The 21,888-nt window shown below is 68.8% G+C and carries 24 protein-coding genes; 13 read left to right on the forward strand and 11 right to left on the reverse strand.

What is annotated here, in order from left to right; all coding sequences use genetic code 11:
- Nucleotides 1-121 precede the first annotated feature (121 nt).
- Nucleotides 122-487: a hypothetical protein gene (locus tag QF027_RS00375; RefSeq protein ID WP_307072037.1), complete on the reverse strand. Its 366-nt coding sequence runs from the start codon at nt 485-487 to the stop codon at nt 122-124.
- A gap of 323 nt (nt 488-810) precedes the next feature.
- Between QF027_RS00375 and QF027_RS00380 the strand changes: the two genes are divergently transcribed.
- The 3 genes from QF027_RS00380 (at nt 811) to QF027_RS00390 (ending at nt 2,643) form a co-directional block, all read left to right on the forward strand.
- Nucleotides 811-1,476 (forward strand): restriction endonuclease, encoded by a 666-nt coding sequence (locus QF027_RS00380; protein WP_307072038.1) that lies wholly within the window; start codon nt 811-813, stop codon nt 1,474-1,476.
- 113 nt (nt 1,477-1,589) lie between these two features.
- Nucleotides 1,590-2,390: an endonuclease domain-containing protein gene (locus tag QF027_RS00385; RefSeq protein WP_307072039.1), complete on the forward strand. Its 801-nt coding sequence runs from the start codon at nt 1,590-1,592 to the stop codon at nt 2,388-2,390.
- Between the two features lie 109 nt (nt 2,391-2,499).
- On the forward strand, nt 2,500-2,643 hold the full coding sequence (locus tag QF027_RS00390) for a hypothetical protein (RefSeq protein ID WP_307072040.1): 144 nt from the start codon (nt 2,500-2,502) through the stop codon (nt 2,641-2,643).
- A gap of 113 nt (nt 2,644-2,756) precedes the next feature.
- On the opposite strand, the gene QF027_RS00395 is transcribed toward QF027_RS00390, so the two are convergent.
- Nucleotides 2,757-3,848, reverse strand: a complete 1,092-nt coding sequence (locus QF027_RS00395; RefSeq protein ID WP_307072041.1) for an integrase — start codon at nt 3,846-3,848, stop codon at nt 2,757-2,759.
- A gap of 365 nt (nt 3,849-4,213) precedes the next feature.
- On the opposite strand from QF027_RS00395, the gene QF027_RS00400 reads away from it, so the two are divergent.
- Together QF027_RS00400 and QF027_RS00405 are read left to right on the forward strand one after the other, a co-directional pair.
- Nucleotides 4,214-4,351, forward strand: a complete 138-nt coding sequence (locus QF027_RS00400) for a hypothetical protein (RefSeq protein ID WP_307072042.1) — start codon at nt 4,214-4,216, stop codon at nt 4,349-4,351.
- A 342-nt stretch (nt 4,352-4,693) separates the two neighbouring features.
- Nucleotides 4,694-5,926 (forward strand): helix-turn-helix domain-containing protein, encoded by a 1,233-nt coding sequence (locus tag QF027_RS00405; RefSeq protein WP_307072043.1) that lies wholly within the window; start codon nt 4,694-4,696, stop codon nt 5,924-5,926.
- Nucleotides 5,927-5,986: 60 nt separating this feature from the next.
- Here the strand turns inward: QF027_RS00405 and QF027_RS00410 are convergent, their stop codons facing one another.
- Together QF027_RS00410 and QF027_RS00415 are read right to left on the reverse strand one after the other, a co-directional pair.
- Complete coding sequence (locus QF027_RS00410) at nt 5,987-6,616, reverse strand: hypothetical protein (protein ID WP_307072044.1); 630 nt, start codon at nt 6,614-6,616, stop codon at nt 5,987-5,989.
- A 142-nt stretch (nt 6,617-6,758) separates the two neighbouring features.
- A complete protein-coding gene (locus QF027_RS00415) occupies nt 6,759-8,267 on the reverse strand; it encodes a WD40 repeat domain-containing protein (protein WP_307072045.1) in 1,509 nt (502 codons plus the stop codon).
- A 170-nt stretch (nt 8,268-8,437) separates the two neighbouring features.
- Here QF027_RS00415 and QF027_RS00420 point away from each other — a divergent pair, with 170 nt between their 5' ends.
- Nucleotides 8,438-8,674, forward strand: coding sequence for a hypothetical protein (locus QF027_RS00420; RefSeq protein ID WP_307072046.1), 237 nt, complete (start codon nt 8,438-8,440; stop codon nt 8,672-8,674).
- Between the two features lie 97 nt (nt 8,675-8,771).
- Here the strand turns inward: QF027_RS00420 and QF027_RS00425 are convergent, their stop codons facing one another.
- Entirely contained in the window at nt 8,772-9,821 is a 1,050-nt protein-coding gene (locus QF027_RS00425) for an integrase (RefSeq protein ID WP_307072047.1), read from the reverse strand.
- 196 nt (nt 9,822-10,017) lie between these two features.
- Here QF027_RS00425 and QF027_RS00430 point away from each other — a divergent pair, with 196 nt between their 5' ends.
- The 3 genes from QF027_RS00430 to QF027_RS00445 all read left to right on the forward strand — a co-directional run bounded on the left by QF027_RS00430 (nt 10,018) and on the right by QF027_RS00445 (nt 13,720).
- Nucleotides 10,018-10,737: a hypothetical protein gene (locus tag QF027_RS00430; RefSeq protein WP_307072048.1), complete on the forward strand. Its 720-nt coding sequence runs from the start codon at nt 10,018-10,020 to the stop codon at nt 10,735-10,737.
- Between the two features lie 79 nt (nt 10,738-10,816).
- A complete protein-coding gene (locus tag QF027_RS00435) occupies nt 10,817-10,993 on the forward strand; it encodes a hypothetical protein (protein ID WP_307072049.1) in 177 nt (58 codons plus the stop codon).
- 1,077 nt (nt 10,994-12,070) lie between these two features.
- Nucleotides 12,071-13,720, forward strand: coding sequence for a substrate-binding and VWA domain-containing protein (locus tag QF027_RS00445; protein ID WP_307072089.1), 1,650 nt, complete (start codon nt 12,071-12,073; stop codon nt 13,718-13,720).
- Nucleotides 13,721-14,089: 369 nt separating this feature from the next.
- Here the strand turns inward: QF027_RS00445 and QF027_RS00450 are convergent, their stop codons facing one another.
- From QF027_RS00450 to QF027_RS00460, 3 genes are all read right to left on the reverse strand, one after another.
- Complete coding sequence (locus QF027_RS00450; protein ID WP_307072050.1) at nt 14,090-14,242, reverse strand: hypothetical protein; 153 nt, start codon at nt 14,240-14,242, stop codon at nt 14,090-14,092.
- A 48-nt stretch (nt 14,243-14,290) separates the two neighbouring features.
- Entirely contained in the window at nt 14,291-14,575 is a 285-nt protein-coding gene (locus QF027_RS00455) for a hypothetical protein (RefSeq protein WP_307072051.1), read from the reverse strand.
- Between the two features lie 130 nt (nt 14,576-14,705).
- Nucleotides 14,706-15,047, reverse strand: a complete 342-nt coding sequence (locus QF027_RS00460; RefSeq protein WP_307072052.1) for a hypothetical protein — start codon at nt 15,045-15,047, stop codon at nt 14,706-14,708.
- A gap of 399 nt (nt 15,048-15,446) precedes the next feature.
- Here QF027_RS00460 and QF027_RS00465 point away from each other — a divergent pair, with 399 nt between their 5' ends.
- A complete protein-coding gene (locus QF027_RS00465) occupies nt 15,447-15,932 on the forward strand; it encodes a hypothetical protein (RefSeq protein WP_306971918.1) in 486 nt (161 codons plus the stop codon).
- 78 nt (nt 15,933-16,010) lie between these two features.
- On the opposite strand, the gene tpg is transcribed toward QF027_RS00465, so the two are convergent.
- Nucleotides 16,011-16,571, reverse strand: coding sequence for a telomere-protecting terminal protein Tpg (gene tpg / locus QF027_RS00470; RefSeq protein ID WP_307072053.1), 561 nt, complete (start codon nt 16,569-16,571; stop codon nt 16,011-16,013).
- Between the two features lie 3 nt (nt 16,572-16,574).
- Complete coding sequence (tap, locus tag QF027_RS00475; protein WP_307072054.1) at nt 16,575-18,707, reverse strand: telomere-associated protein Tap; 2,133 nt, start codon at nt 18,705-18,707, stop codon at nt 16,575-16,577.
- A 344-nt stretch (nt 18,708-19,051) separates the two neighbouring features.
- Between tap and QF027_RS00480 the strand changes: the two genes are divergently transcribed.
- From QF027_RS00480 to QF027_RS00490, 3 genes are all read left to right on the forward strand, one after another.
- A complete protein-coding gene (locus QF027_RS00480) occupies nt 19,052-19,834 on the forward strand; it encodes a TnsA-like heteromeric transposase endonuclease subunit (RefSeq protein WP_307072055.1) in 783 nt (260 codons plus the stop codon).
- A gap of 130 nt (nt 19,835-19,964) precedes the next feature.
- On the forward strand, nt 19,965-20,666 hold the full coding sequence (locus QF027_RS00485; protein WP_307072056.1) for a hypothetical protein: 702 nt from the start codon (nt 19,965-19,967) through the stop codon (nt 20,664-20,666).
- Between the two features lie 59 nt (nt 20,667-20,725).
- Entirely contained in the window at nt 20,726-21,433 is a 708-nt protein-coding gene (locus QF027_RS00490; protein WP_307072057.1) for an N-acyl homoserine lactonase family protein, read from the forward strand.
- 173 nt (nt 21,434-21,606) lie between these two features.
- Here the strand turns inward: QF027_RS00490 and QF027_RS00495 are convergent, their stop codons facing one another.
- Nucleotides 21,607-21,759, reverse strand: coding sequence for a hypothetical protein (locus QF027_RS00495; protein WP_307072058.1), 153 nt, complete (start codon nt 21,757-21,759; stop codon nt 21,607-21,609).
- Nucleotides 21,760-21,888: the final 129 nt, after the last annotated feature.

Raw genomic sequence — 21,888 nt, forward strand, 5'->3', positions numbered from 1 at the left:
GGGACCGCAGCCAGTAAGCGCGGCTCCGCACGGCGAAGGGCCCCTGTTCTCCGGGGCCCTCCTTCGTGCTTGCTGTGCGGGGGCCCGTTACATCTGACGGCCCCCTGATGTGGTGCGAGTCCTACCGGTGGTGAGTGGCCGGGACTGATGCCGACTGCGACGGTGTGGTGCCGACTGGGGCCTTGCTGGTTCCCGGTCCGCCGGCCAGAGCCAGCAGTAAGAGGAGCAGGATCAGACCTCCGCCCCCGGTGCCGGCGACCACGGCGACAGTGCGCGGGTTGATGGAGCGGTGGTGCCCGCGGACGCGGGTGCCGTCGCGGCGGTAGTGGGGGCGTACGTAGGTCGTCGGTCCGGTGGGGACCGGGCGTGGCCGGGATGTGGTGCGTCGGGGTGCCGTACGGGGCTGTGCGGTGCGCGGCCGGGTGCGGCGGTTGTGGCCTTTGACGTAGGTGCCGTCGCGGCGGTAGTGGGGGCGTACGTAGGTCACGGGCGGTCCTCGGCGGTGAGAGGGGGCGATGCCCCCAGGCGGGGCCGGGTGTTCCTCGGCGCAACATTCGACGGTAGCGACCGGCACTGACAGTCCAGGGCGGCCAACTCATCGACTGTGCGCGGCCGTTGGGCTCAGCCAGCGATTTTCAGACGGGTGATCCCGACAGCGGACCGACTGTCAGTGCCGGGTGCTGTCATGAAAGCGGCGGAGAACGGCAGACGAGGGGGAAATGTGCCCGGGAACAGGGGATACGAAGATGCCGATCACACCGGCCGGAATGGGCGCGGGACGCTGCGCGCCCTGGTGGCGGGGGACTTACGGTGAGCCCGCGTCGGCGGCGGCGCAAGAGCGATGAAGATCTGCTCGTCGCGCTGGGCGGGGTCGTGGTCGTCGGGTTGGTGCTGGTCAAGGTCGGAGAGTGGGTGTGGGCGCACTGGTGGGTCCTGGTCGTACTCGGCCTGCTGGCGCTTCTCGTCCTCGCGGGCTGGATCTACCGGCAGGTTGACCAGATGCGGACCGCGCAGCTGCGGGTTGAGGGCCTGACCTACTCGCTCGGCCAGCTGGATGCCATGCACCACAGCACCTTCGAGAACGCCGTGCGTGACCTGCTGGCCCGGGACGGCTCCCGCGACGCGCTGCGCTGCGGCGGCCGGGGTGACCTCGGCGCCGACGTGAAGGGGCACGATCCGCTCGGTCGGCTGTGGGTGATCCAGTGCAAGCACCGCAGGAAAGGCCTGGACGGCTCGGCTGTCGGGACTCCGGAGCTGCAGACGCTCAACGGCACCGGCCGGCCGGTGCACGGCGGCGACGTCGTCGTGATGGTGACCAACGGGAGGATCTCCTCGCCTGCCCGCGACTTCGCCCGGCACCAGCGCCTACACCTGGTCGACCGGCGAGTGCTGGAGCAGTGGGCCCGGGGCGGGCGACCGCTGTGGGAGATCCTCCCGGCTGTTCCCCCGCCCCGGAAGCCTCCACAGCTTCGCTGAGTTTCATCGCACTGGTGGGCGGGACCATTTGGTCCCGCCCACCGCCATGTCGCCTTGCCGTGAGTCGACGCCGGCGCCGTTCGGTTGTCAGTGCCGTGCGCCAGGATCCCCCCATGGCGAGCCTGGATGAACTGCCCCCGTACCGGCGGGCACAGCTGCTGTGGCGCTGGGCCGACCAGGGCGCCGAGTTCGTCGAGTACCTGGTGCACAACGCCAAGAAACGGCCCTGCGACCTGCCGACTCCGCCGCCCGGGCCGCCGGGCAGAACCCTCGCACTCCCCGGCGACGACGGCCGGTTCCATCTCGATCGGGCGGGCCGGATGCTGTGCGGGGAGACGGAGGCCGCCGGCGTCTGGAGCCATCGCCAGCGCTGCGGGTGGATCGAGCGGGCGCACGGCCCGCAGGAGTGGAAGGGCGGCCGCCTGGACGACCCCGACACGGTGGTCGGGGGCTCCCTTGTCGCCGAGTGGACGGTCCGGGCGACCGGGCCGGGTGTGGATCCGGGCACCGTCGACCGGGCGGACCGCTGCCAGGGCGGGCGGTACGAGCTGATGCACCTATGGCCGCCGCGCCCGGCCCGTACGGCGTCCATCCGGCGCCTGCGTGCGGCGCTGGTCGACGCGCTCGGCGCCGACTGCCACCTGTGCGGCCTGTACCCCGGGTCGATGGTCGACCATGACCATCAGACGGGGCAGGTGAGAGGGTTTCTGTGCGCCTACTGCAACCGGGGGTTGGAGGAGTGCCCGCACCTCACCGACTGTCCGAGGGCCGACTATCTGCTCGTGCCTCCGGCGGCTGGGCTGAACCTCACCTACCCGGCCAGCCAGCAGTGGCGGCCCAAGGAGTCCACCCGCCAGCGGGTGATCGAGCAGCTCGGGTTCGACCCCTTCGAGGGGCTGCACCGAGCTCCGTAGAACGAAGGCAGCGGGCCTTTTCGCGAGAGTTGCGGGGCTAACCCTCGCGTACCGCAAGGTGCGGTCCTGACGCGGACGGGCCGCGTCTCACCCGACCTTGGAGTTCAACGTGAACGGTCTCGACACCCGCACCGCCGTACTGCTGCTGGCGGGCGCCGGCGGTACGTACATCGCCTTTCAGCACCCTGCGGTCGGGGTCTCGCTTCTCGTGGGCCTGGCGGTGGTCGGCCTGCTCCACACCCTGATGCGGTGATGTCCAAGAACCGAACGGCTCGACGGCCGCCAGCTGCCGCTAGTGCGCGTTCAGAAGGGCCGTTCAGGCTGCACTGTCGTACGGTGCCTGGTCCGGCGACGGACGTGTTTCGGCTACAGGCCGATGCCGTACAGCGGGTTGGTCTCGTCCCAGATCCCGGCCTGGTCGAAGTAGCCGGCCAGGGACTTGGAGCCGTCGGTCCAGCCGCCGTGGCGGCCGGTCTCGATGAGGTCCTTGCCGGCCTGCTTGGCGGCGGTGGCGAAGCCGCGGCGCAGGCTGTGTCCGCTCCAGCGGGGCGGGAGGTCGGGCAGCAGCTCGGTGGGGGCGGTCAGGGCGGCGCGGGCGGCGGCCCGGGTCACCGCGTCCCCGATGCCCTCGCCGGTGATCCGGCCGGTGGGGTCACCGATCGGCTGGCCGTGGCGGCGCATCGGGTGGGCGATGCGGCCGTGCCGGTCGATGCGCAGGAACAGCGGGCCGGCGGGATGGCGGCCGTGGTCTAGCAGGCACTGGCGCCAGGCGCGGACTGCGCGGACCGGGCAGGTGGCAGGGTTGGAGCCGTAGGGCACGCCGAGCGGGCCCTCGTGGTTGACCTTCGGGCGCCAGATTTCGACGGCCAGGCCCTCCTCGACCTCGGCGACGTCGGTCCAGTCCAGCAGCCGCAGTTCCGAACGGCGCGCGGCCAGGGCGAAGCCGAGCAGCACGACGGCGACGTCCCGGCGGCCGATCGCCGTGGCGGTGTCGGTGGCGGCGACCATCTTGCGCAGCACGGGCGGGGTGGCGGCGGCCGCTCGGCGGGGCCGACGGCGCGGGTCCTTGCTCTTCTTGCGTTCTGCCTCGTGGCCCTTGAGGACGCGGCGGGCCCCGGTCGTGGAGGGCTTGGGGACCTCGGCGGCGGCGTGCGCCACAGTGATGGAGGCCAGCGCCCGGTCCATAGTGGCCGGACTCTTGTCCTCGCCCTTCAGGTGCGTCATGTACTCGGTGAGGGTGTCGCCGCTCGCGGGCAACGGCTGATGGCCCTTCGCGGAGCACCACGCGGTGAACCGTGCCCAGTCGCCGGCGTAGCCGCGGCGGGTCTCGGCGGGGATGCCCTCCTCGACCGCGGCGCGGGCCTCCGCCGACAGTCCGCCCGTCCGGGCCGTCGTTGAGACGATGGTGGAACCGACGGTCTCGGCGGTGGTCTCCACGACGATGGGCACGGACTCCACGGGCCGCTCTCCTCGCGCGTTCTGACTCCGGGTAAGGCAACTTACCAGGAGCCAGGCAAGGCGAGGCGAATTTCCTGCAGTTGTGGCTGTTGTCTTTCGAAACGCACCGCACCCGGGCCCGGTTCCCGATCACCGGCGGTCGCCAAAAGTATGACTAGTGACGTGGGCTGACGCCGGATCAGGGACCGCCGTATGCAGAGCCGTTGCTGCTGGGCCGGGGTCTTTGCGCGTAGATCGCCCGGGTGTGCATCGAGCCGAATTCGGGGTCAGTCACAGCCGGTACCATGGTGCCCACCTCCGTCCCGTCAAGGGGCCTATCGGCTCCGGCCGGCCGGGTCGAATGCACCCGGGATAGGAGGTCGACCGTGTCGGACGACGACTCGCCCCCGAAGGGCGAGAAGGACCCCGACAGGAAGTCGTACTACCGGCGGCTCGCCGAACTGGCGCTGAAGGCGGCCCTCGCGGCCGGGCTTCGCTTCCTGTTCGAGAAGTTCTGGCAGTAACGAAAAACGGTCCCGGCTGCGCCAACAGCTGAGACCGCTTCCGGTCGGACAGACAAGGTGCCGTGTGCTCAAACCGTGGCAGGGGCGGGTACACGGCATCTTGCTTTTTTAAAGGTCGGCGGGACGTACGGCCTCTCGCTCGTGAGGCCGCTTCCAACTTGCTCGCGAGCAAGGCGACGGCCCCAAGCATGCGGACTGACACGCCCCGTGCCAACCGTATTTTGAGTCTTAACAGTACCGAATCGCCGGTACGACGCCCACCCCGCCCGTAATATCACGCGTTTCGCGTAACCTCAATTGACAGTGAACAGTACCCGTGGGGGCGGGTGGAGGGAGGCGGCGATGGCACGAGGTGTCGCGGGGTTCGACGGATCGGCACTGCGTGCCGCACGGCTGGTCGCCCAATGCCCCGACCACCCGCACCGGCTCACCGTCGCCTGCCTCGCCCGCCGGGTCGGCACCTCGAAAGCGCTCATCCTCAGCTACGAGCACGGCCGCAGCAGTCCCTCCCCCCAGCGGCTCGCGGATCTGGCCCGGGCCGTCGGGGTGCCGGCCTCCGCGCTGCAGCACGGCACCCAACTGTCGGATCTCCGGGTGGCCCGCGGCCTGACCCTCGCCGAGCTCGCCGACCGGCTGGGTCTGGCGGTGAACACCTACCGGCAGATCGAGTCCAGCGGCGTGCTGCCCAAACGCCGCCCGGCGGCCTTCTGGGACCTGGCCAACGAACTGGACGTGGACCACTCCCAGTTGCACGCGGCCATCCGGCGAATTCCCGCCGTCCAGGAACGACGGGAGCACGCGGCCTTCATGCTCAAGGATGTGCTCGCGCACGCCCTGGACCCCGGCCCCTTCCAGGCCCAGCAGGACACCTCCCCGGCCGCCACGGTGCTGGCCGCGGTGTACGGGGTGGCCCCCTCCACGGTGAGCACCATGGTCAACATGCTGCTCGCCGACCTGCGCCAACTGGCCCTGCAGCGGGCCCAGCTGGAGGCCCGCCGGGACTTCACCGCGCACTCCCGGTCTACCCAGCTGTACGAGCGCGAGTTGGAGACCATCTCGAACCGGATCACGGAGGACACCGAAAGGGTCCCAGACATCCTGGAGCGCTACCTGGTCAACCCGATGCCGCAGTCCTGCTGGCACAGCCTGGCCAAGCTCTACGTCGCCGGGCCTCCCGGTTCCGCTCTCTCCTCCGGCGTGTCCGGCGACGTCATCGCCGCACTGGAGAAGACGTTCGACCATTACCTGATTGAAGAGGATCCCCCCGGGTTCAGGCTCTCGGCCCCCGGGGTGCTGTTCTTCCTGGACACCCTGCCGTACTACCGGATCCTCTACGTGCCGCCGGACCGCGCGATACGCCCGGACCCTCAGTACTACGGATGGCCGTCCTTCCGCGCACGAGCACAGCCCCACCGCCGTCACCGGCTCCGGGTGGCCCACGTCCTGGGCCACGACCCACACCCCCACTGGGACGGCGGCTCGTGGATGACGATCCAGTCTCCGCGCGGGTCCTGGGGCCCCACCGACCCGTGGGTGTCGTCGACCGCACCCTGGTTCGACGAGGCGCCGTTCTGAGCCACGGCATAGCTCTGACAGCCTCCGGGCCCCAGAAGGGCGTTGGGGCTCGATGTCGTCCTACTCCGCAGCCGACTGCCCTGTGCACGCGGCCAAGCGCTTCACTTTGTCTACGCCGTCGTTGCAGCACTGCCCGCAGACCAGACGGCGCTTCTTCGGCTGCTTGGCCAGGGGAATGTTGTACGGCATGCGGTCTTCGTTGTGGCGTTCGCGCAGGTCGTAACCACATTGGGCGCACATCAAGCCCATCGCGCCGGCCTGCTTATTCGTCCAGCGGGGCCAATCCGCTGCCAGGGCGAGCTGCATGACGGCCATGCCCTCGGCCCGCGGTTCGAAGATGGTGAAGCCGAAACCCGGGCAATCCCCGGTGATCTGGTCGATGTACGTCTCCAGCGACGGCATCCACCGCACCAGGTGCTTCAGGTCGTTCTTGGCGACGCGCACTTCCTCACCGCGCCGCGGCCGTTTATCCCATGAGTTGGCCAGGGGGAAGCGGAAGGCCGTGACGACCTGGTGGGGGACGTCCAACATGGTCAGGTCCTTGGCAATCTCGGCTGCTGTGGCCTTCGATTCACCGCAGTTGACCTCCCGCCACAGCGCGAGCCCATCGCCGCAGATCACCCCAGAGGCGTTCACCGTGCTGACGATGCGCCGCTGCGCAGCCCGTACCTCCGGCACCGCTCCTGCCATCGACTCGCCTCGTATCTTCCCGGCGCCCCCACGTGGGGCTGCCCCTGCTGGTCAACGACCGGCCGGGCCGTTTGGTGCGATGCGGGAGCGGAGTCCGGATATGTCAGCGATGACGGTCATGTGCGGGCGGGGTGCACAGACGTCACCGTCCAGACATGTGAGCTGTCTGAGTCCACAGCTGCACGGTCCCGCCAGCCGTAGCAAGGAGGCTGTCGTCGTGGGAGAACGCCACCGCCGTAATCCGCTCTTCGTAGCCGGTGAGTGGTTCGCCGACAGGGGTACGGGTCTGGGTGTCCCACAACCGCACAGTCCCTCTGCCGCCAGCAGCGAGGAGGCTGCCGTCGTGGGAGAACGCCAGCGCATTACCTCTGTCCTTGGCGGTGAGTGGTTCGCCGACAGGGGTACGGGTCTGGGTGTCCCACAACCGCACGGTCTTGTCGCCGCCGCTTGTAGCAAGGAGGCGACCGTCGGGGGAGAACGCCAACTTCTTGATTCCTGGAGGGGGGAACGTCCCTCTTGTGCGGTGGCCAACGATGGATTCGCCGACAGGGTCGCGGGTCTGTGTGTCCCAAAACCGCACAGTCCAGTCGGCGCCGGCGGTGGCCAGCAGGCGGCCGTCGGGGGAGAAGGCAACCGCGTTGATCTTCGCGGCGTGGGCGGTGAGCGGGTCGCCGACGGGGCGGCCAGTCTGGGTATCCCACAACCGCACAGTCTCGTCGGTGCACCCAGCAGCCAACAGGCGGCCGTCGAGGGAGAACGCCAACGCATTGAACGGATCGTGGGCGGTGAGCGGCTTTCCAACGGGATTGCGGGTCTGGATGTCCCACAACCGCACAGTCCTGTCAGCGATGGCAACGGCGAGGAGACGGCCGTCGGGAGAGAACGCCACAACCATGACCTCGTCTTGGGCGGTGAGCGGGTCGCCGACGGGGCGGCCAGTCTGGGTGTCCCACAACCGCACAGTCCAGCCGGTGCCTTCAGCAGCCAACAGACGGCCGTCGGGGGAGAAGGCAACCCGCGGGAACCCCCGCCCGATGATGAAGCTGTTGGTTGGATCTGTCGAACGACGCTGCTCTACTGATGGAGCGCGTGGCACCTGATCCCGCTGGCTCGAAGGGGCGCTCTCTCCTTGGTGGTGCCCAGGGGGATGCGTGTCGCCGATGCCGCGTGCGTCGGGGGCCGGGGCCTCAGCCCACCAGGCCGCTTCCGACTCTGCTAGTGACTGTGCATCTTGCGGCTCAACGACTTCCGGCTGGGGCCCCTCTGGTGGAGCCGGGATGGTCGTGGTGTCAGGGTGCCGTCGGGCTGCAGCACGTCTCGTTTCAAGGGTGCGCCATCGCTCCCGCCACGGCTCCAGCCGGGGGTCTCGGCGCTGCGGCGGGGCTGTCTCTTCGCCGTCGTCGTAGGCCAGCATGGTGCGCACCAGCCACAGCAATCGACTCAGCGAGGCAGGGCCACGCCGTCCGGCGAAGATCTCGCTCATGGACGACTTCGACAGCGCATACTCATCGCCGTATAGCTTCACCCCGCGGGCTCGGATCCGGTCGTAGGACGGAGCGCCGCGCGCGCCTTTAAGCTCGGTGAGCCTTTCCCCGAGATCTCGCAGCGCTGCCTTATACGTGTCTTCGCCGTTCGTCCCCTTGCCAGCCACGCTGCCTCCGCTCGTTGTGCGCAGCAGGGTACGGCCGCTGGAGCCGATCTCTGCGGAACAACTCGGAACAGGGTGGGGAGTTGTTCGAGGGCGTACGCGGGACGTTCGGACTGCGCCGACCTTGTTCGGTTCATGCAGGTCAGTGGCGTGTACGGGGTCATCGTTGTGGCATGACTCAGATGACCCCGCCCCCAGCGGCCCCCACGCCGGACGGCTCCGCGCCGGAACCGCCGTTCCTGTCCTTGCACACCACTGTCGTCATACTCACCGCGCTCGTCATCGGGCTCGTGGTGGGCGTCCTGACCGTCCTCGCCGGGGCCCCCGTCGCGGGCTCGGTGCTGGCCGGGCTGACCGCTGCTGGATCCTCGGTGCCGATCCTGCGCTCCCTGATCGGGCGCAGCCCGTGACCGACCGGATCCATCGGATGCCGAGACGCGTGCCGGACGGCCTCCGGGCGGTTCCCCGCGGTCCGCCCCGGCGGTCGTCGCGTCGTGTTCTGATGATCTACAGCACACCGAGCAGGGCGTTGTCCTCCCACTGGTCGACCACTTCGAGGTAGCCGGCGAGCACCTTGGAGTGCGGGGCCCAGCCGCCCTGCTTGGCGATGACGATCTGGTCGTGACCCTTCAGGCGGGAAGACGTCGCGAGGCCGCGGCGGGGGCTGTGGCCGGTGAAGCGGATCTCGATCCCCGCGCGCTCACCGGCCCGGGTGACGATGTCACCGATGGACTCGGGCTGTAGCCCGCTCTCCATGACGGTGTGCCAGCGGTTGTGCAGGCGGCGCCAGGCGTAGCCGTCCGGGTCGGTGAGGTCGGCGGCCTCCTTCCACGCCTGCCAGGCACGGACCGGGCAAATCGAGGGCCGGGAGCCGTAGGGGACCGGCACGACGCGGGGGCGGACCTTGGACACGCGCAGGTCGGCCTGGATGCCGCCGGGGGTTTCCGCGTAGTCGCGGACCCGGTTGAAAGCGAGTTCGTGTTCGCGGCCGGCGACGGCGAAGTGCATGAGGACCAGGGCGCGGTCGCGGATGCCCCTGAGGTTGTCTGGGCAGGCGGCGCTGATTTTCACCAGATGCTCGACGAGCAGCGGCGGGGCCTGGCCTCGGCCGCGGGTCTCCCCCCTTTCCTCCATCTCCTTGACCAACTGCTTGAGCCGGTTGCGGGCGAGGCGGGCGACGCCGTCCTCCAGCCGCACGCCGTGCTCGGCGCGGGCGGAGACGACGGTGCCGGAGATCCGCCGGTCGATGGTCGACGGCGCGGTGCACGTCCCCTTCCTGCCGCCGGGCTGGGTCCACAGCCACTCCACGAACATCACCAGCGTGCCCGGGGTGACGGCGAGCATAGGCACCCCGGAGTCGGCGCAGAACTTCGTCCAGCTCGTCCAGTCCTGGGCGTAGCTTCGGCGGGTGCTCGACGGGCGGCCGTCCGCGACGGTGCGCACGGCCTGGTGGTCGATGTGGTCGAGCGCGGCTCGGGTTGCGGCGTCGTACTCCTCGGGGCGGGCCGGCACGACCGGGATGACGACCGGTTCGACCGCCTTCTGACTGTCTGACATAAGCCGCCCCGTTCAACCGTTTTGAGCACTTCCATGGACTCCGGATATGGGGAGCTTATCCCGAATGCAACGGGCATCTCCGTTTGCCGCGACGTAGTGCTACGAAACGCATTTCACATTTCGAGGGGGATGACGCTGACGTTCGCACGTACAGGGGAGCACTAAGACTTCCCAGTACGAGATGGAGTGTTGCCCTGTGTCCACCGACGCCAACCCGGCGCTCACCGCGCCCGCGTCTGCCGCCTCTCCCCGCCTGCCAGACGAAGAGCGGGCCGCCGCTCAGCGGGCCGCTGACGGGGAACTGTTCGAGCAACTGCAGGCGGACGGGTTCAAGGGCGCCCGCTTCGACATGCTCCAGGACCGCCTCTGGTTGTACGGATGGAAGGTGCTGCGGGCCTGGATGAAGGACGGCACGATCATCGAGCGCTGCCGTGAGCGCCGGATCTACTTCCCCGCGCCCTACACCGAGGTCGAAGAGATGATGCGCCGGGACGACGTCCGTCAAGACATCGCCATTGACTGCCTGAGCCGGGCCGTCCCTCGCTTCATGTCGGACTGCCTGCAGGACTGGAAGCCGGACGGCGGCCGGAGCCTGAACACCTTCTTCCTGCACCTTGCCCTGCACGTCTACCGGGACGCCTACCGGCAGTGGGCCGGCGGCCACCGGCAGCGGATGCGGGAGCTCCTCGGGCCCGACAGGGTTCCGGTCGGCGACCCCTTTTCTGAGGAATGGGAGTACGAGCCGGTGCCGGGTCCGGAGAACCAGTTCGTGCTGCAGGAGACCCTGGACATCATCCTGGAGGGGTCCTCGATGGAGGAGCGGGCGGTGTGCACGGCCATGCTCACCACCGGGCTACACAGGAGAAGATCGCGCAACAACTCGGAACCACCCGGAAGTCTGTCGAACGGCGCCTGAGCAAGGTCCGGCAGCGGGCCCGGAAGCTCGCCGCGTCCGGCGTCATCATGACCCCCTCGGTCAGCTCGGCGGTGACCCGGTGAACGGTCCCCTCGACCTGCGCGTCCGTGTCTTCTTCCTTCTCGGTGCGGCCACGGCGTACATCACGTACAGGCACCCGGACGTCGGCGTCGCCGTGCTCGTCGCCGTCGGCGTGGTGACCCTGGTGTACCTGCTCATGGGGTCCGGCACGAACGGAGACCCTCCCGCGCGCTGACACACACCCTCGTTCGGGCCGCTCGTGCGTACGCGTGCGCGCATAAAGGGGGGTTCAGAAAGTCCAGAGTCGAAGTTCCTCTCGGTCCGCGCGCTCGACCAACCCCGCTGCAACCGCTGCGCGTCGGCTGGGGTCTTGACGGGTATGGGAGCACATCTTCCCCGGCGCCGGACCGAGCGGCGCGGGCTGCGCTTGTGGCCGGTCGGCACCGTCCTGATCCTGACGTTCACCTCCGCGCTGCTCGTGGCCGCCGCGGTGTTCGCTACCGGATGGGAATTGCTCGGCGCCCGCGGGCTGAAGCCCGAGCACCGTATCGACTCCAAGACGCTGTTCGACCTGGTGAAGCTGGCCTTCGGCGTGGTCGCCGGGGCCGGCGCCCTGGTCGCCCTGGTCGTGGCCTACCGGCGCCAGCGCGTCGACGAGGATGGAACCGCCCGGGTTGTCCGTGCCCCCAGATTGGTCCACTTGATCCCCCCGGTCCGCTGTGAGGGGGGATCGCCCCAGGGCCTCGCGCGTACGCGTGCACGCATAAAAGGGGGGTCCAGAAAGTCCAGAAACTCGGCCGCGCCCAGGTGCGGCCCACTCCCGTACGCGACAATCGCGGCGTGCAGACGTCGACGTTTCTCCTCGTGCGCTCAAAGTCCGGCGCTCTGTCGGTGTCGCCGGGCGGTCGCTGAGTACATCGCTCCGCCGCGGAGCCGATGGTGGTGGGTAACCCCGCCACCATCCGCATTCAGTGCATCAGGGTCGGCTTCCCGGACCCGGACGGGCTCATTGCGCTACTGTCCCCGGCCGTCGGCCAGCTTCCGGCGCCGGGCCCCCGGCGCCGGACCCGGCGAACCTACCGGTCCCGAAGAGATCGCAGAGCCTGAGTAAGGGGCGACCGGTGCGCGTCCCGAGACCTCGCAGCCGCCCCGACGGCGCACGCGGTGGAAGATCCCCCTCACGATCGGCATCACTCTTGCCCTGATCGCGGCAAGTGCTGGCACGTACCAGGCGATCGGGGGCAATGAAACGACGAAACCGTCCGGCGTCTCAGGGCTGGACGCGTGCGGCCATCCCGTCAAGACGCTGACGATCGCCTCGTCGACCGACAAGTCCGGGATCCTCACAGACCTCGCGAACGACTACCGGGCACGCCTGAGCCACGGCCAGTGCATCAAGGTCACGGTCAACAGCATCGACTCGGGCACCGCGATGCGGGCGCTGGCGAGCGGCTGGAACACTATGACCGACGGCCCGAGCCCGGATGTGTGGTCGCCCGCCTCGAACGTGTGGTTGCAGATCGCCCGTCACCGAGCCGTGAACGCCCAACTGCGTGACCGGCTTCCGCAATCCGCAGGTCCGTCCATCGTCACCAGCCCGCTGACCATCGCCATGCCGGAGCCGGCCGCGAAGAAGCTGGGCTGGCCGGGCAAGAAGATCAGCTGGCAAGACCTGTCGACACTGGCGAGCCGCCCCGGCTTCAAACTCGGCAAGACCAACCCGGAGTACTCCACCTCGGGCCTGAACGCCACCTTCGCCTCCTTCTACGCGCAGACCGGCACCAGCAGCGAACTGAGCACCGCGAACCTTCACGACAGCGCCACCCAGCAAAAGGTCCGCACGATCGAGAAGTCGGTCGTGCACTACGGCGACACCACCCTGACGTACCTGGCCAACCTGCGCCGCTACGACGAGGTCGGCCAGGCATCGGCCTACGTCTCCGCGGTCACCGTCGAGGAGAACAGCGTCATCGCCTACAACATGGGCTACCCCTGCGGCGTCCAGTCCGACGAACCCGGCTGCGCGAAGACCAGCACCCGACCGCACACCAAGCTCGTCGCCTTCCACCCCACCAACGACGACAACGTCGGCACGATCTACTCCGACCACCCCTACATCACGCTCAACGGCCTGTCCGGCGCCAAGAAGGACGTCGCGGCCGACTTCAAGACATTCCTCAGATCCAAGACCGCCCAGGACGCGTTCGCTGAACTGGGCTTTCGCACCCACGCGGGCGGACTCACCCCCCGCATCACCCCTGACAACGGAGTCCTGCGCGAACAGCTCCCCGGTCAGCTGGGCCAGCCCTCCGACGAAGTCCTGGACGATCTCCTGACCGTGTGGCGCCAGCTGCGCAAGCCCGCCAACGTGCTCCTGCTGATCGACACCTCCGGCTCCATGGACTGGAACGCCAAGGGCAAACGGAGAGTGGCGCCCAGCGAACCGAGCAAGCTCGACCTGGTCAAGAAAGCCCACAGCGCCCTGCTCGACGGCTTCACCGACACCGACAAGGTCGGCCTCTGGCACTTCTCCGACCAGCACGAAACCGACGAGAAGATCGCTCCCATGGGCAGCACGACGAGCGGCGGCAAGACACAGCGCCAGCACCTCGAAGCCGACGTCGACGCCCTGAAACCGGGCGGCGGGACCGCGCTGTACGCCACCACCGACGACGCCGTGAAGAGCCTGCGCGACAACTACGCCAACAACGCCATCAACGCCATCGTCGTCCTGACCGACGGCTGCAACCAAACCCAAGGCGGACCCGTCCTCGAAGAGGTCACCGGCAACCTCGGCAACCCCAGCAAACCCGCCGTGCGGGTCTTCACCATCGCCTACGGCGGTGACGCCTGCCGGGACGAACTCCAGGAAATCGCCGAGGCCAGCGACGCCCGCGCCTACGACGCCAAGGACCCCAACACCATCGACAATGTCCTGACCAATGTCATCTCCAACTTCTAGACCCGGCGCCGGGGACCAGCGAGACCCATCCTTGCCGGTCTAGGCGCGACCGGGGCCCGGGTGGTCGCCATGACAGCCCCGGTCCCGGTCCGTGAACCTTCTACGTGAACGCCCGGCTCAACGAGGGGCGCCCGGCCGGGTCACGATGCGAGCCGCGTCACCTGGTGGTCGTGGCCGCTGTTGCTTGCCCGGGCTGGGGCCGGTGGCCACTGGGGGCCTTCGCCGGCCCCCAGGCCCCCGCTCCCCCGGCACCGCCCGGCGCGGTCAGCGCTCCCGTGGTGCGGGTGCGTGCGCGCCGGACGGCACCGGGGCCGTGGCCTGTGACCTGGGCAAGTTCTAAATTTCCGACCGGAATTGAGGCAGGCCGTCTCAGTCCGAGTCGGGGTCGGTGCACCCGGCGTCGAGCTGGAGGTTGGCACGCTGGCCGTTGTCGTACGGACGGGCGCTGGTGGCACGGAACTCGCGCTCCAGGACGTCGAGGACGGCCCGGACGATCGCCTCGTCGCCGCAGGACGTCCGCAATCCCGGGCAGGTACGTGCGCGGGGTCCGCTCGCGGCGGGGCCGGGCCGTCACAGGAAGCTTGCCCGGGCAACGACGGCGACCAGCTCGCCCCGCGCGGCCGCCGCCAGGAGCGTGTCGGGGTCGGGAGAGGAGACCGGCCCGCACAGCAGCGCGTGGGAGGCGACGTCGAGCAGGTTCCACCAGTCGTCGGGCACCTTCGCCTCGCCCCGCCACAGCCGGATGTCGTCCCAGCCCTCCATGTCGGTGTGCGCGATCTCGTCCAGGGCCGGGGAGGGGATGCGCGTGCGGATGCGCCAGTTGAAGTCCAGCTCGGGGAAGGCGCTGCCGCGCATCCGCTTTTACTACGCGGGATCGGTTGGAGCGTTGGTGAGCCAACGTTTTGCCGGACTGTCTTTTGTGTCGTACCGGCTGAATGGCTGTTTCCTTTCCGTGCGGACGCCGGTCGACGCCTGGGCGGGTGGGTCAGGGCTGGTCCGGGGTGATGATGTGCCCGAATCCGAGGGCGTACGGCTTGGCGCGGTAGTCGAAGGCGTTGAGGATGCTGCCGGGGGCGAGGTGCATCGTCGCGCGGGTGGTCTCGTACCGGCAGACGACCTCCTCGCCCTTGCGTCCGCCTTCCTGCTTGTCGAGTGCCGCCTCGCTGAGCCGGTCGTGCGTTCCCCGGCTGACGTGCACATGGTCCTCGAAGACGGAGACGAGCAGGCCGCCGTCGGAGTCGTCCTCGTGGCCGGGCGGCACGAGGACGAAGCCGGCGCTCTGCAGGTCGAACCGCAGCCGGGCCGCGAGGGCTTCGAGTGCCGTCATCGCCAGTCCAGCTCTTTCCTCCCAGTCGAGGAAGGCGGCGCCTTCCTCCTCCTGGCGCTGGTAGTCGTCGGCGGCCTGCCGGTTCGCGGCGCGTTCGGTGTCGTTCTTCGGGACCGGGAACGGTGAGCCGAAGCATGGAAGTTGTCACCGGGGGAGCCAGAAGAACCGGTGTACAGGACCGCGGTCGAACCGGCCTGGTTGTCACCAGCGAGGCACGCGGCTTGTCACACATGCTCACTCGGCAGCCCTTCTGTCACCAGGAGCGAAGATCGACAGCCTCCGGCTCCCCGAGGCGATTGCATGCGGCGACACTTCACCACAACCGCGTCCTGTTCCTGTGCGTCCTACTAGTGAGCGCCGGCAGGAGTCGGCTACCCCGGGGGGATCGGGACGCGAGTCATGCAGACGTACGCGATCGTCCAGCACATCACACGGTTCTTTTGGCTCACGCGTGGTGCGAGGCGACAGCCGCCCACGTCCGTCCGGCGACTGGTGGGGCTCTGGCTGTTCGCGCTTGCCTTCGGGGCCGGGCTCACCGCGCTCGGCTGGGACGATGATTTCGGCGGCAGCTACCTCATGGCGCTGCTGCTCCTCTTCCATATCGTCGGCGACATCATCGGCGGGGTACGGCACCGCTGGCCGGCCGCACTGGCCGCGGTAGCAGTCCTGTGGGGCGCCAGCCGGCTCACCAGCGCCGTCCTGCCCGGCTCCCTCGACGATGCCTGGGCACAGAGCGTCGCCGCCGCTGTCGGTGTCTCGCTCGGGTTGGCAGTGAGCGCCGCGATCACACGGCTTCCGGAGCGCCGACACGTCGACCCGTCGAGGGGCACGACTCCGGGTTCGGCGGAGACTCTCGGTAAAGGCGATGGCCGCCCACCTCGGTGACAACAAACCTGCCTTTGTGACACCTATCGTGCTTCGGCTCGAACGGGTAATTGATGCTCGCCATAAAGGGCCCCGTAATTAGTAGTCGAGATCCAGATAGTCGATGTCGTTGATTTCCACGTCCGACAGTCCCATGGCGCGGACGCCGCCGTCCTGAAAATAGATTTCCTTGAATCCTTCGGCGATGATCCCACGCATCTCCTGGTCGCTGGCTCCCGTGTCACGGGCGTCGAACAGGCGCTGTGCGTACTCCGGGGGGAGGTGGACGGTGAGTCGCCGGAAGCGTCCGTCGTCGGTTGTGCCGATGGGCGCGGTGTAGCCGAACCGGGCCCGGGTCTCCACGGTGATTCCGCCCGTGGTGGCGGCCTGCTGCTGCCGGCGCTTGCGTACCTGCGGCTGCCACCGCTGCCGTACCGCGTCGTCGATCTTCGCAGCGACGTCGGCGCGGGCGTGCTTGCGGGCGCCGCGGCGGTAGCGGTTGACGGAGTCGGCGGTGACCCCGATCTCCTGGGCGACGGCCTTCGCGCTGCCCAACTGCCGGATCAGGTAGCCGATCTGGCCCTTGAGGGTCTTGGGCGGCTGGCGGGTGAACGCTTCCCGGTCGGCCCGCTCGATCGCGTCGTCGATCTCTCCGGCCACGGCCTACTCTCCTTCGTCCAGGACGGCGTCGCCGCCCTTGATGTGCCGTGCCGGGTTCAGTCCCTGCTCCATGAGGTCGACCGCCCAGGCCATCGACTGCACGCCTTCCAGCTTCGCCAGGCCCGGCGTGGGCCCGAGGCGGAAGCCGCCGGGCTGGGGCTTGCCCGAGGCGGCGTAGGGCAGGAAGGCGAGCGGGCTCTCGCCCGGCGAGGGGTAGACGACGCAGTCGGAGAGCACCGCGAGCGGGTACAGGCCGGTCATCTTGACCATGTTGTTGAGCTTGCGGTGCATGTTGACCCGCGCCTTGGAGATGACGGCGGCGCGGATGTCGGGGCGCCATGTCGGCCGCTGAAGGGCCGGCCACCGCTCGCCTTCCTTGTAGTGGCGGCCCTGGGGACGCTCACGGAGCTTGCCGACGCCGCCCTTGACGGTCGCCTTGATAGCGGCGAGCACGGCGGCCATCGCCGGGTCGGCGTCCTTGTGCCGCTCCATCGCGGCGAGGAACGCGCGGTCGTCCAGGTCCTTGGTGACGCCGAGGTCGGCGAGGGTGTCGACGTATGCGGTCTTGAGGCGGTCGTGCCACGGGTCCAGGTACGCGCCGGTCTCGCGGCGCAGGTACGCCTCGATCGGGTGGACGTTGAAGCCGAGCTCCTGGGCGTAGGCGACGGTGTGTGTCTGATACCAGGCCGGCCCGGTCGGGCGGCTGCCGTCCGGCGTGAACGGCGAGGGCAGACGCGGGTCCAGCTCGATGTGGGACAGGTCGACCAGCCAGCTCCCGGAGATCTTCGGGTTGAACGTCGGGGCGTGGAAGTGGTCGGGGGCGGAGAGGCCGACGACCAGGCGGGCCGCGGCCGCGAGAAACGCGGTGTTCAGGTCCAGGCCGACCGCGTAGGGCAGGGTGCACTCCTGGGCGGTCAGCAGGTCCACCGGCCGCACCCACTGGTAGGCCTCCTCGTTGAGGAAGCCGCCCGTCCAGCCGGAGTTCACGACCACGGGGTGTTCCGGGGTGGCCTCAGGCGGCGCAGGGTCCATCGGCTCCGTTCCGAGCGAGCCGGGGTTGTGGCCGGGCACCCAGTTCCCGGTCTGCGGGTCCTGCACGGCCCTGGTCGGCGGGCGCAGCGCCGTCATCAGCTCCAGCCCGGAGACGGCCGTGGAGCCGCGCGGGGTGATGACCCGGGTCGCGTACACCCCGAGGACGCGGGCGATGTCGGCCGCCTCCATGTCGGAGACGCCGGGCCAGGACCGCTCATCGAGGGCGTCCCACGACAGGATCGCCAGCTGCACGCACTGCCGCTCACGGCCCTGCGCCTTGCGGTAGATCCGCGCCCACGGACCGAACCCACGCTGCGTGAGCTGCCACTTCGCCTTCAAGACCTCCTTGACCACCGGGTGGTCTTCCGGGAGGCGCAGGGAGCGGCGCTGCTCGTGGCCCTCCAGGCGCTCGGGCAGACCGAGCTTCACGGCGGCCGCTGCGGTGAGCACGACCAGCGGGTCGGAGTCCTTGCCGTACCGGTTGAGCTTCGCGGCACCGAGGCCAGACTCACGCAGCGTCCACTCCACCAGTTCGGGGATCGTGGTGGCCGGGCAGTCGAGGACGATGCCGTCGACGCCGTACGCGGAGCCGGCACCGTCCAGCACCGCGAGCGGGCCGTGCGGAAAGCGCGGGTCGACGGCGGGCTTCGCGGCCTTCTTCCCGGCCGGGCGGTGCGACGACACCGCCGGGCGGGCAGCGGGGCGCTCCGGTGCGGCCGGGGCGGCGGGAGCCTTCACCGGCGCGACGGTCTCCGCTTCGGGGACCGAGGGCGTGGCAGGGCCGGTGAACGTCTGCGGAACCGGCTCGGGCCGGAACGCGGGAGCCGGGGCGGGCGCGACGGCTGGAACTCCGAGGGCGGGATACTTCGCCGCCCATCCGTTCAGCAGCCGCTGGTACGCCTCCAGGCGCGGTGACTTCGGCTCGGAGCGGCCGTTCTCGTAGTTCTTCACCGTCTGCGTCGACGTCTTCAACGCGGCCGCGAGGCGGGCCTGCGTGATGCCGGCGGCCTCACGCAGTCGGGCGCGCTCCGCCGGGGGCGGGAGCTGCGGCTCCTCCTCCAGCAATGCGTCGATGTTCGCGAACAGCTCTTCCTCGGATGCCATTATCGGTCTACCTCCACCCCGGACACTAGCATTGTTTATCCTACTGTTTAACCCGCTTATTTAACCTACCCGGATTAATTTCGGAGGGTGTGGATGGCGTCGCGGAGCTGCGCAGGTGTCCTGTGACAGCGAATCTTGAGCATGTGCCACAGATGTTTGATCAGGGCATTGATGCCTGTCCTGTCTCTGCGATGTGTAGGCAGTCCCGCTCTTCTGTAGGCATGTGCGGCTGGGTCCCGGTCATGTGTAGGCAAGTTCTGAAGAGTTCCGGTCTTGTGTAGGTACGGCGATTGCCTCGCTTCTACGGTCGAAGTGGCTGGTCGACGTTGTACCGGAGGCCCGGGATGGATGCGGATGAGGTGTCGGCGGAGGACATCGAGCTGGAGTACGTCAGCACGGCCGGGGTCCGCGAGCGGGGGCCTTTGAGCCGGTTGTGGCCGGTGCGGTTCGAGTCGGTACGGCCCGAGCGCCGGTTCCCGGCTTTCCGGGGCCAGGGCAACTGGTGCGGCTGGTACTGGTCGGCGACCTGCGGCGGGCATGTGGGCTATGAGTCGTGGCTGGAGCGCGACCGTCTGATGCTGCTCGACTTCGATCCGCTGGTGACGGGCATGGCTTCGCAGCCGTTCCGGCTGTCGTGGACCAGTACGGATGGGAAGCGGGTGCGGCATACGCCGGACTTCTTCGTACGCCGCGCCGACGGCACGGGCCGGGTGGTGGACGTGCGTCCGGACGAGCGGATCGAGCCGGATGACGCGACGAAGTTCGCCGTGACGGCGGCGACTTGCCGAGCGGTGGGCTGGGACTTCCAACGGGTGGGCACGCCGGAGGCGGTGCTGATGGCGAACGTGCGGTGGCTGGCCGGCTACCGGCATCCGCGAGTGCACCGCCCGGAGGTCGCTGCCCGCCTGGTGGACGTGTTCACCGACGGCGCCGGGTTGCTGACCGGTACCCGACGGGTGGGTGATCAGATCGCGGTGCTGCCGGTGCTGTTCCACCTGCTCTGGCGCCGGGTCCTGGCCGTGGATCTGGAGGCCGGGTTGTTCTCGGCGGACTCGCAGGTCCGGCTCGGCATGGTGCGGGAAGGGGGCGGGGATGCCGTCGCGTCCGCGGCTGCTGCGAGCGGGTGACCTGGTCCGGTTCGACGGCCTGGCCCTGGCGAACCACGTCCCCCTGGCCCGCCTGCGCTCTCCCTCACGCTGGTTGGACTCCCGTCTCACCAGCCTCGACACTCTCTGCGTTCTCAGCGGCCAGTCTCGGATGACCCTGGCCGGAGCGATCCCCGACCTCCGCACGGACGACGCCTCACTGACGACGGAAATCCACATCCCGGCCCCCGACCGCACGCTTCGCTGGGCTTGCCGCCGTTGCGTCGTCACACGCACCCGTTCGACGCTGCCCGCCCAGGTCTGGGCCTCCATCCACAACGAAGTCTGCATCCGCCACAACCTCTGGATTGGCAAGAACGTCCTCGCCCCTGAACAACAGCTTGACCTGTCCCGAACCCCCGACGTCATTCGCGCTCAACGCCACTACTGGCGACTCCGACAGCGATACGGCCCGACCCTCATCGACGCGTGCTACGTCGCCACCGGCAAGCTCTGGAGCGGTCTGGCCCACCGCCACTACCGGCTCACCCACCGCGCCGAACTCCTCAACGACCTGGTCGTGGTCAAGGCACCCACCGTCGAACCGGACAAAAAGGCCCCATGGCTGGAAGCCGCTGGATACCCCGAACACATCACGCTGATCAGCCTGTTCGCATCAGGTCATTGGAGGCGATCGGTCCTCAGCGACGACCTTCTCGTCGTCACCCGGGCTATTGCCGAATTCCACCGCCGCTTCCCGCTGCAGGCACCCCTGCGAGGCACCAGCCGCACATGGCTCAGCACCACCATCGAGGCCACGGCCAGAAAGGTCGAAACTCTCCTGCCCGCCACACGACCCGCAGAAGATCCATAAGCGCTTCTGCTGTCGGCAGACTCGCTGGATGTCATACGGCGGCCTGCCAGGATGGCCGCATGGGGAAGAACATGGCGGTGCGTCGACTCGATCTCGGGTACTTCATCCGGCCTGCATCGGAGACGGGCGGCCCACAACCACGAGTTGAACCTGTCCTTGCCTACCTGGTGCAACACGACCAGGGATTGATCCTCTTCGATACCGGCATCGGCGGCGCGGACCCCGAAACCGAAGCACACTACCGACCCCGACGGCGAGCGTTGCAGGACGCCCTGTCAGCATCCGGAGTCGCCCTTGATGACATCTCCATGGTCGTGAACTGCCACCTGCACTTCGACCACTGCGGCGGAAATCCCCTCCTGGGTGACAAGCCCATCCTGGTTCAGGACGTCGAACTGGCCACTGCTCGTCAGGGCAACTACACCTTCGATGAACTGATCGACTTCCCCGGCGCAACCTACGAGGAAGTCGCCGGCGAAACCGAAGTCTGGCCGGGAGTCTGGATCATGCCGACGCCTGGGCACACCCAAGGGCACCAGTCGCTGGTTCTCCGGCAAGGCGACGGCACAGTAGTCCTCGCCGGCCAGGCACACGACTTCGCTTCCCATTTCGCGTCCGACCAACTGGCCCGTCACGCGGCACTCCAGGGCGTGGAGCAGCCGCTTCCTCCTTATCAGCACTGGCTGGAGCGACTCGCCGACTTCGACCCACGACGTGTGCTCTTCGCCCACGACTGCTCAGTCTGGGAACCGCCGCAGACCGCCTGACTGCGTCGACTACGGAGCCGCTGAAGCCGACTCTCCAGCACATGCCACACACCGAAGTGCCCACACATAAGTGGGACAACCCTGGCCAGCGTGTCCCAGACAAGTCGAAGCACCCCAGGTCACAGCCTCGCACTACCCACACATAACTGGGGACAGGACAATGCCAGCCCTGGTCAGTGGTCCTTCATCAGGAGATGGAGCAGCGTCACCACCGCGGCACCGATCACGAGAGCGGCGCCGAACGGCGGATGCTCGTAGGCGGCATACGTGACCCCGCTGCCGACGAGCAAAAGCAGCACCATCCGCTGATCTATCTGACCGCCCATGGATCCGAGCCCCTCTCCTTCGCGTACTCCGGGTTGAACAGCACCCGACGACCCCGATTCATCGAGAACCGGACCCGTGCACGCTGGCGGGGGCACGCGCTGCATGGTGGCCGCGGCTACTCGGTGACC

The organism is Streptomyces canus, from assembly GCF_030816965.1.
GTDB lineage: Bacteria > Actinomycetota > Actinomycetes > Streptomycetales > Streptomycetaceae > Streptomyces > Streptomyces canus_E.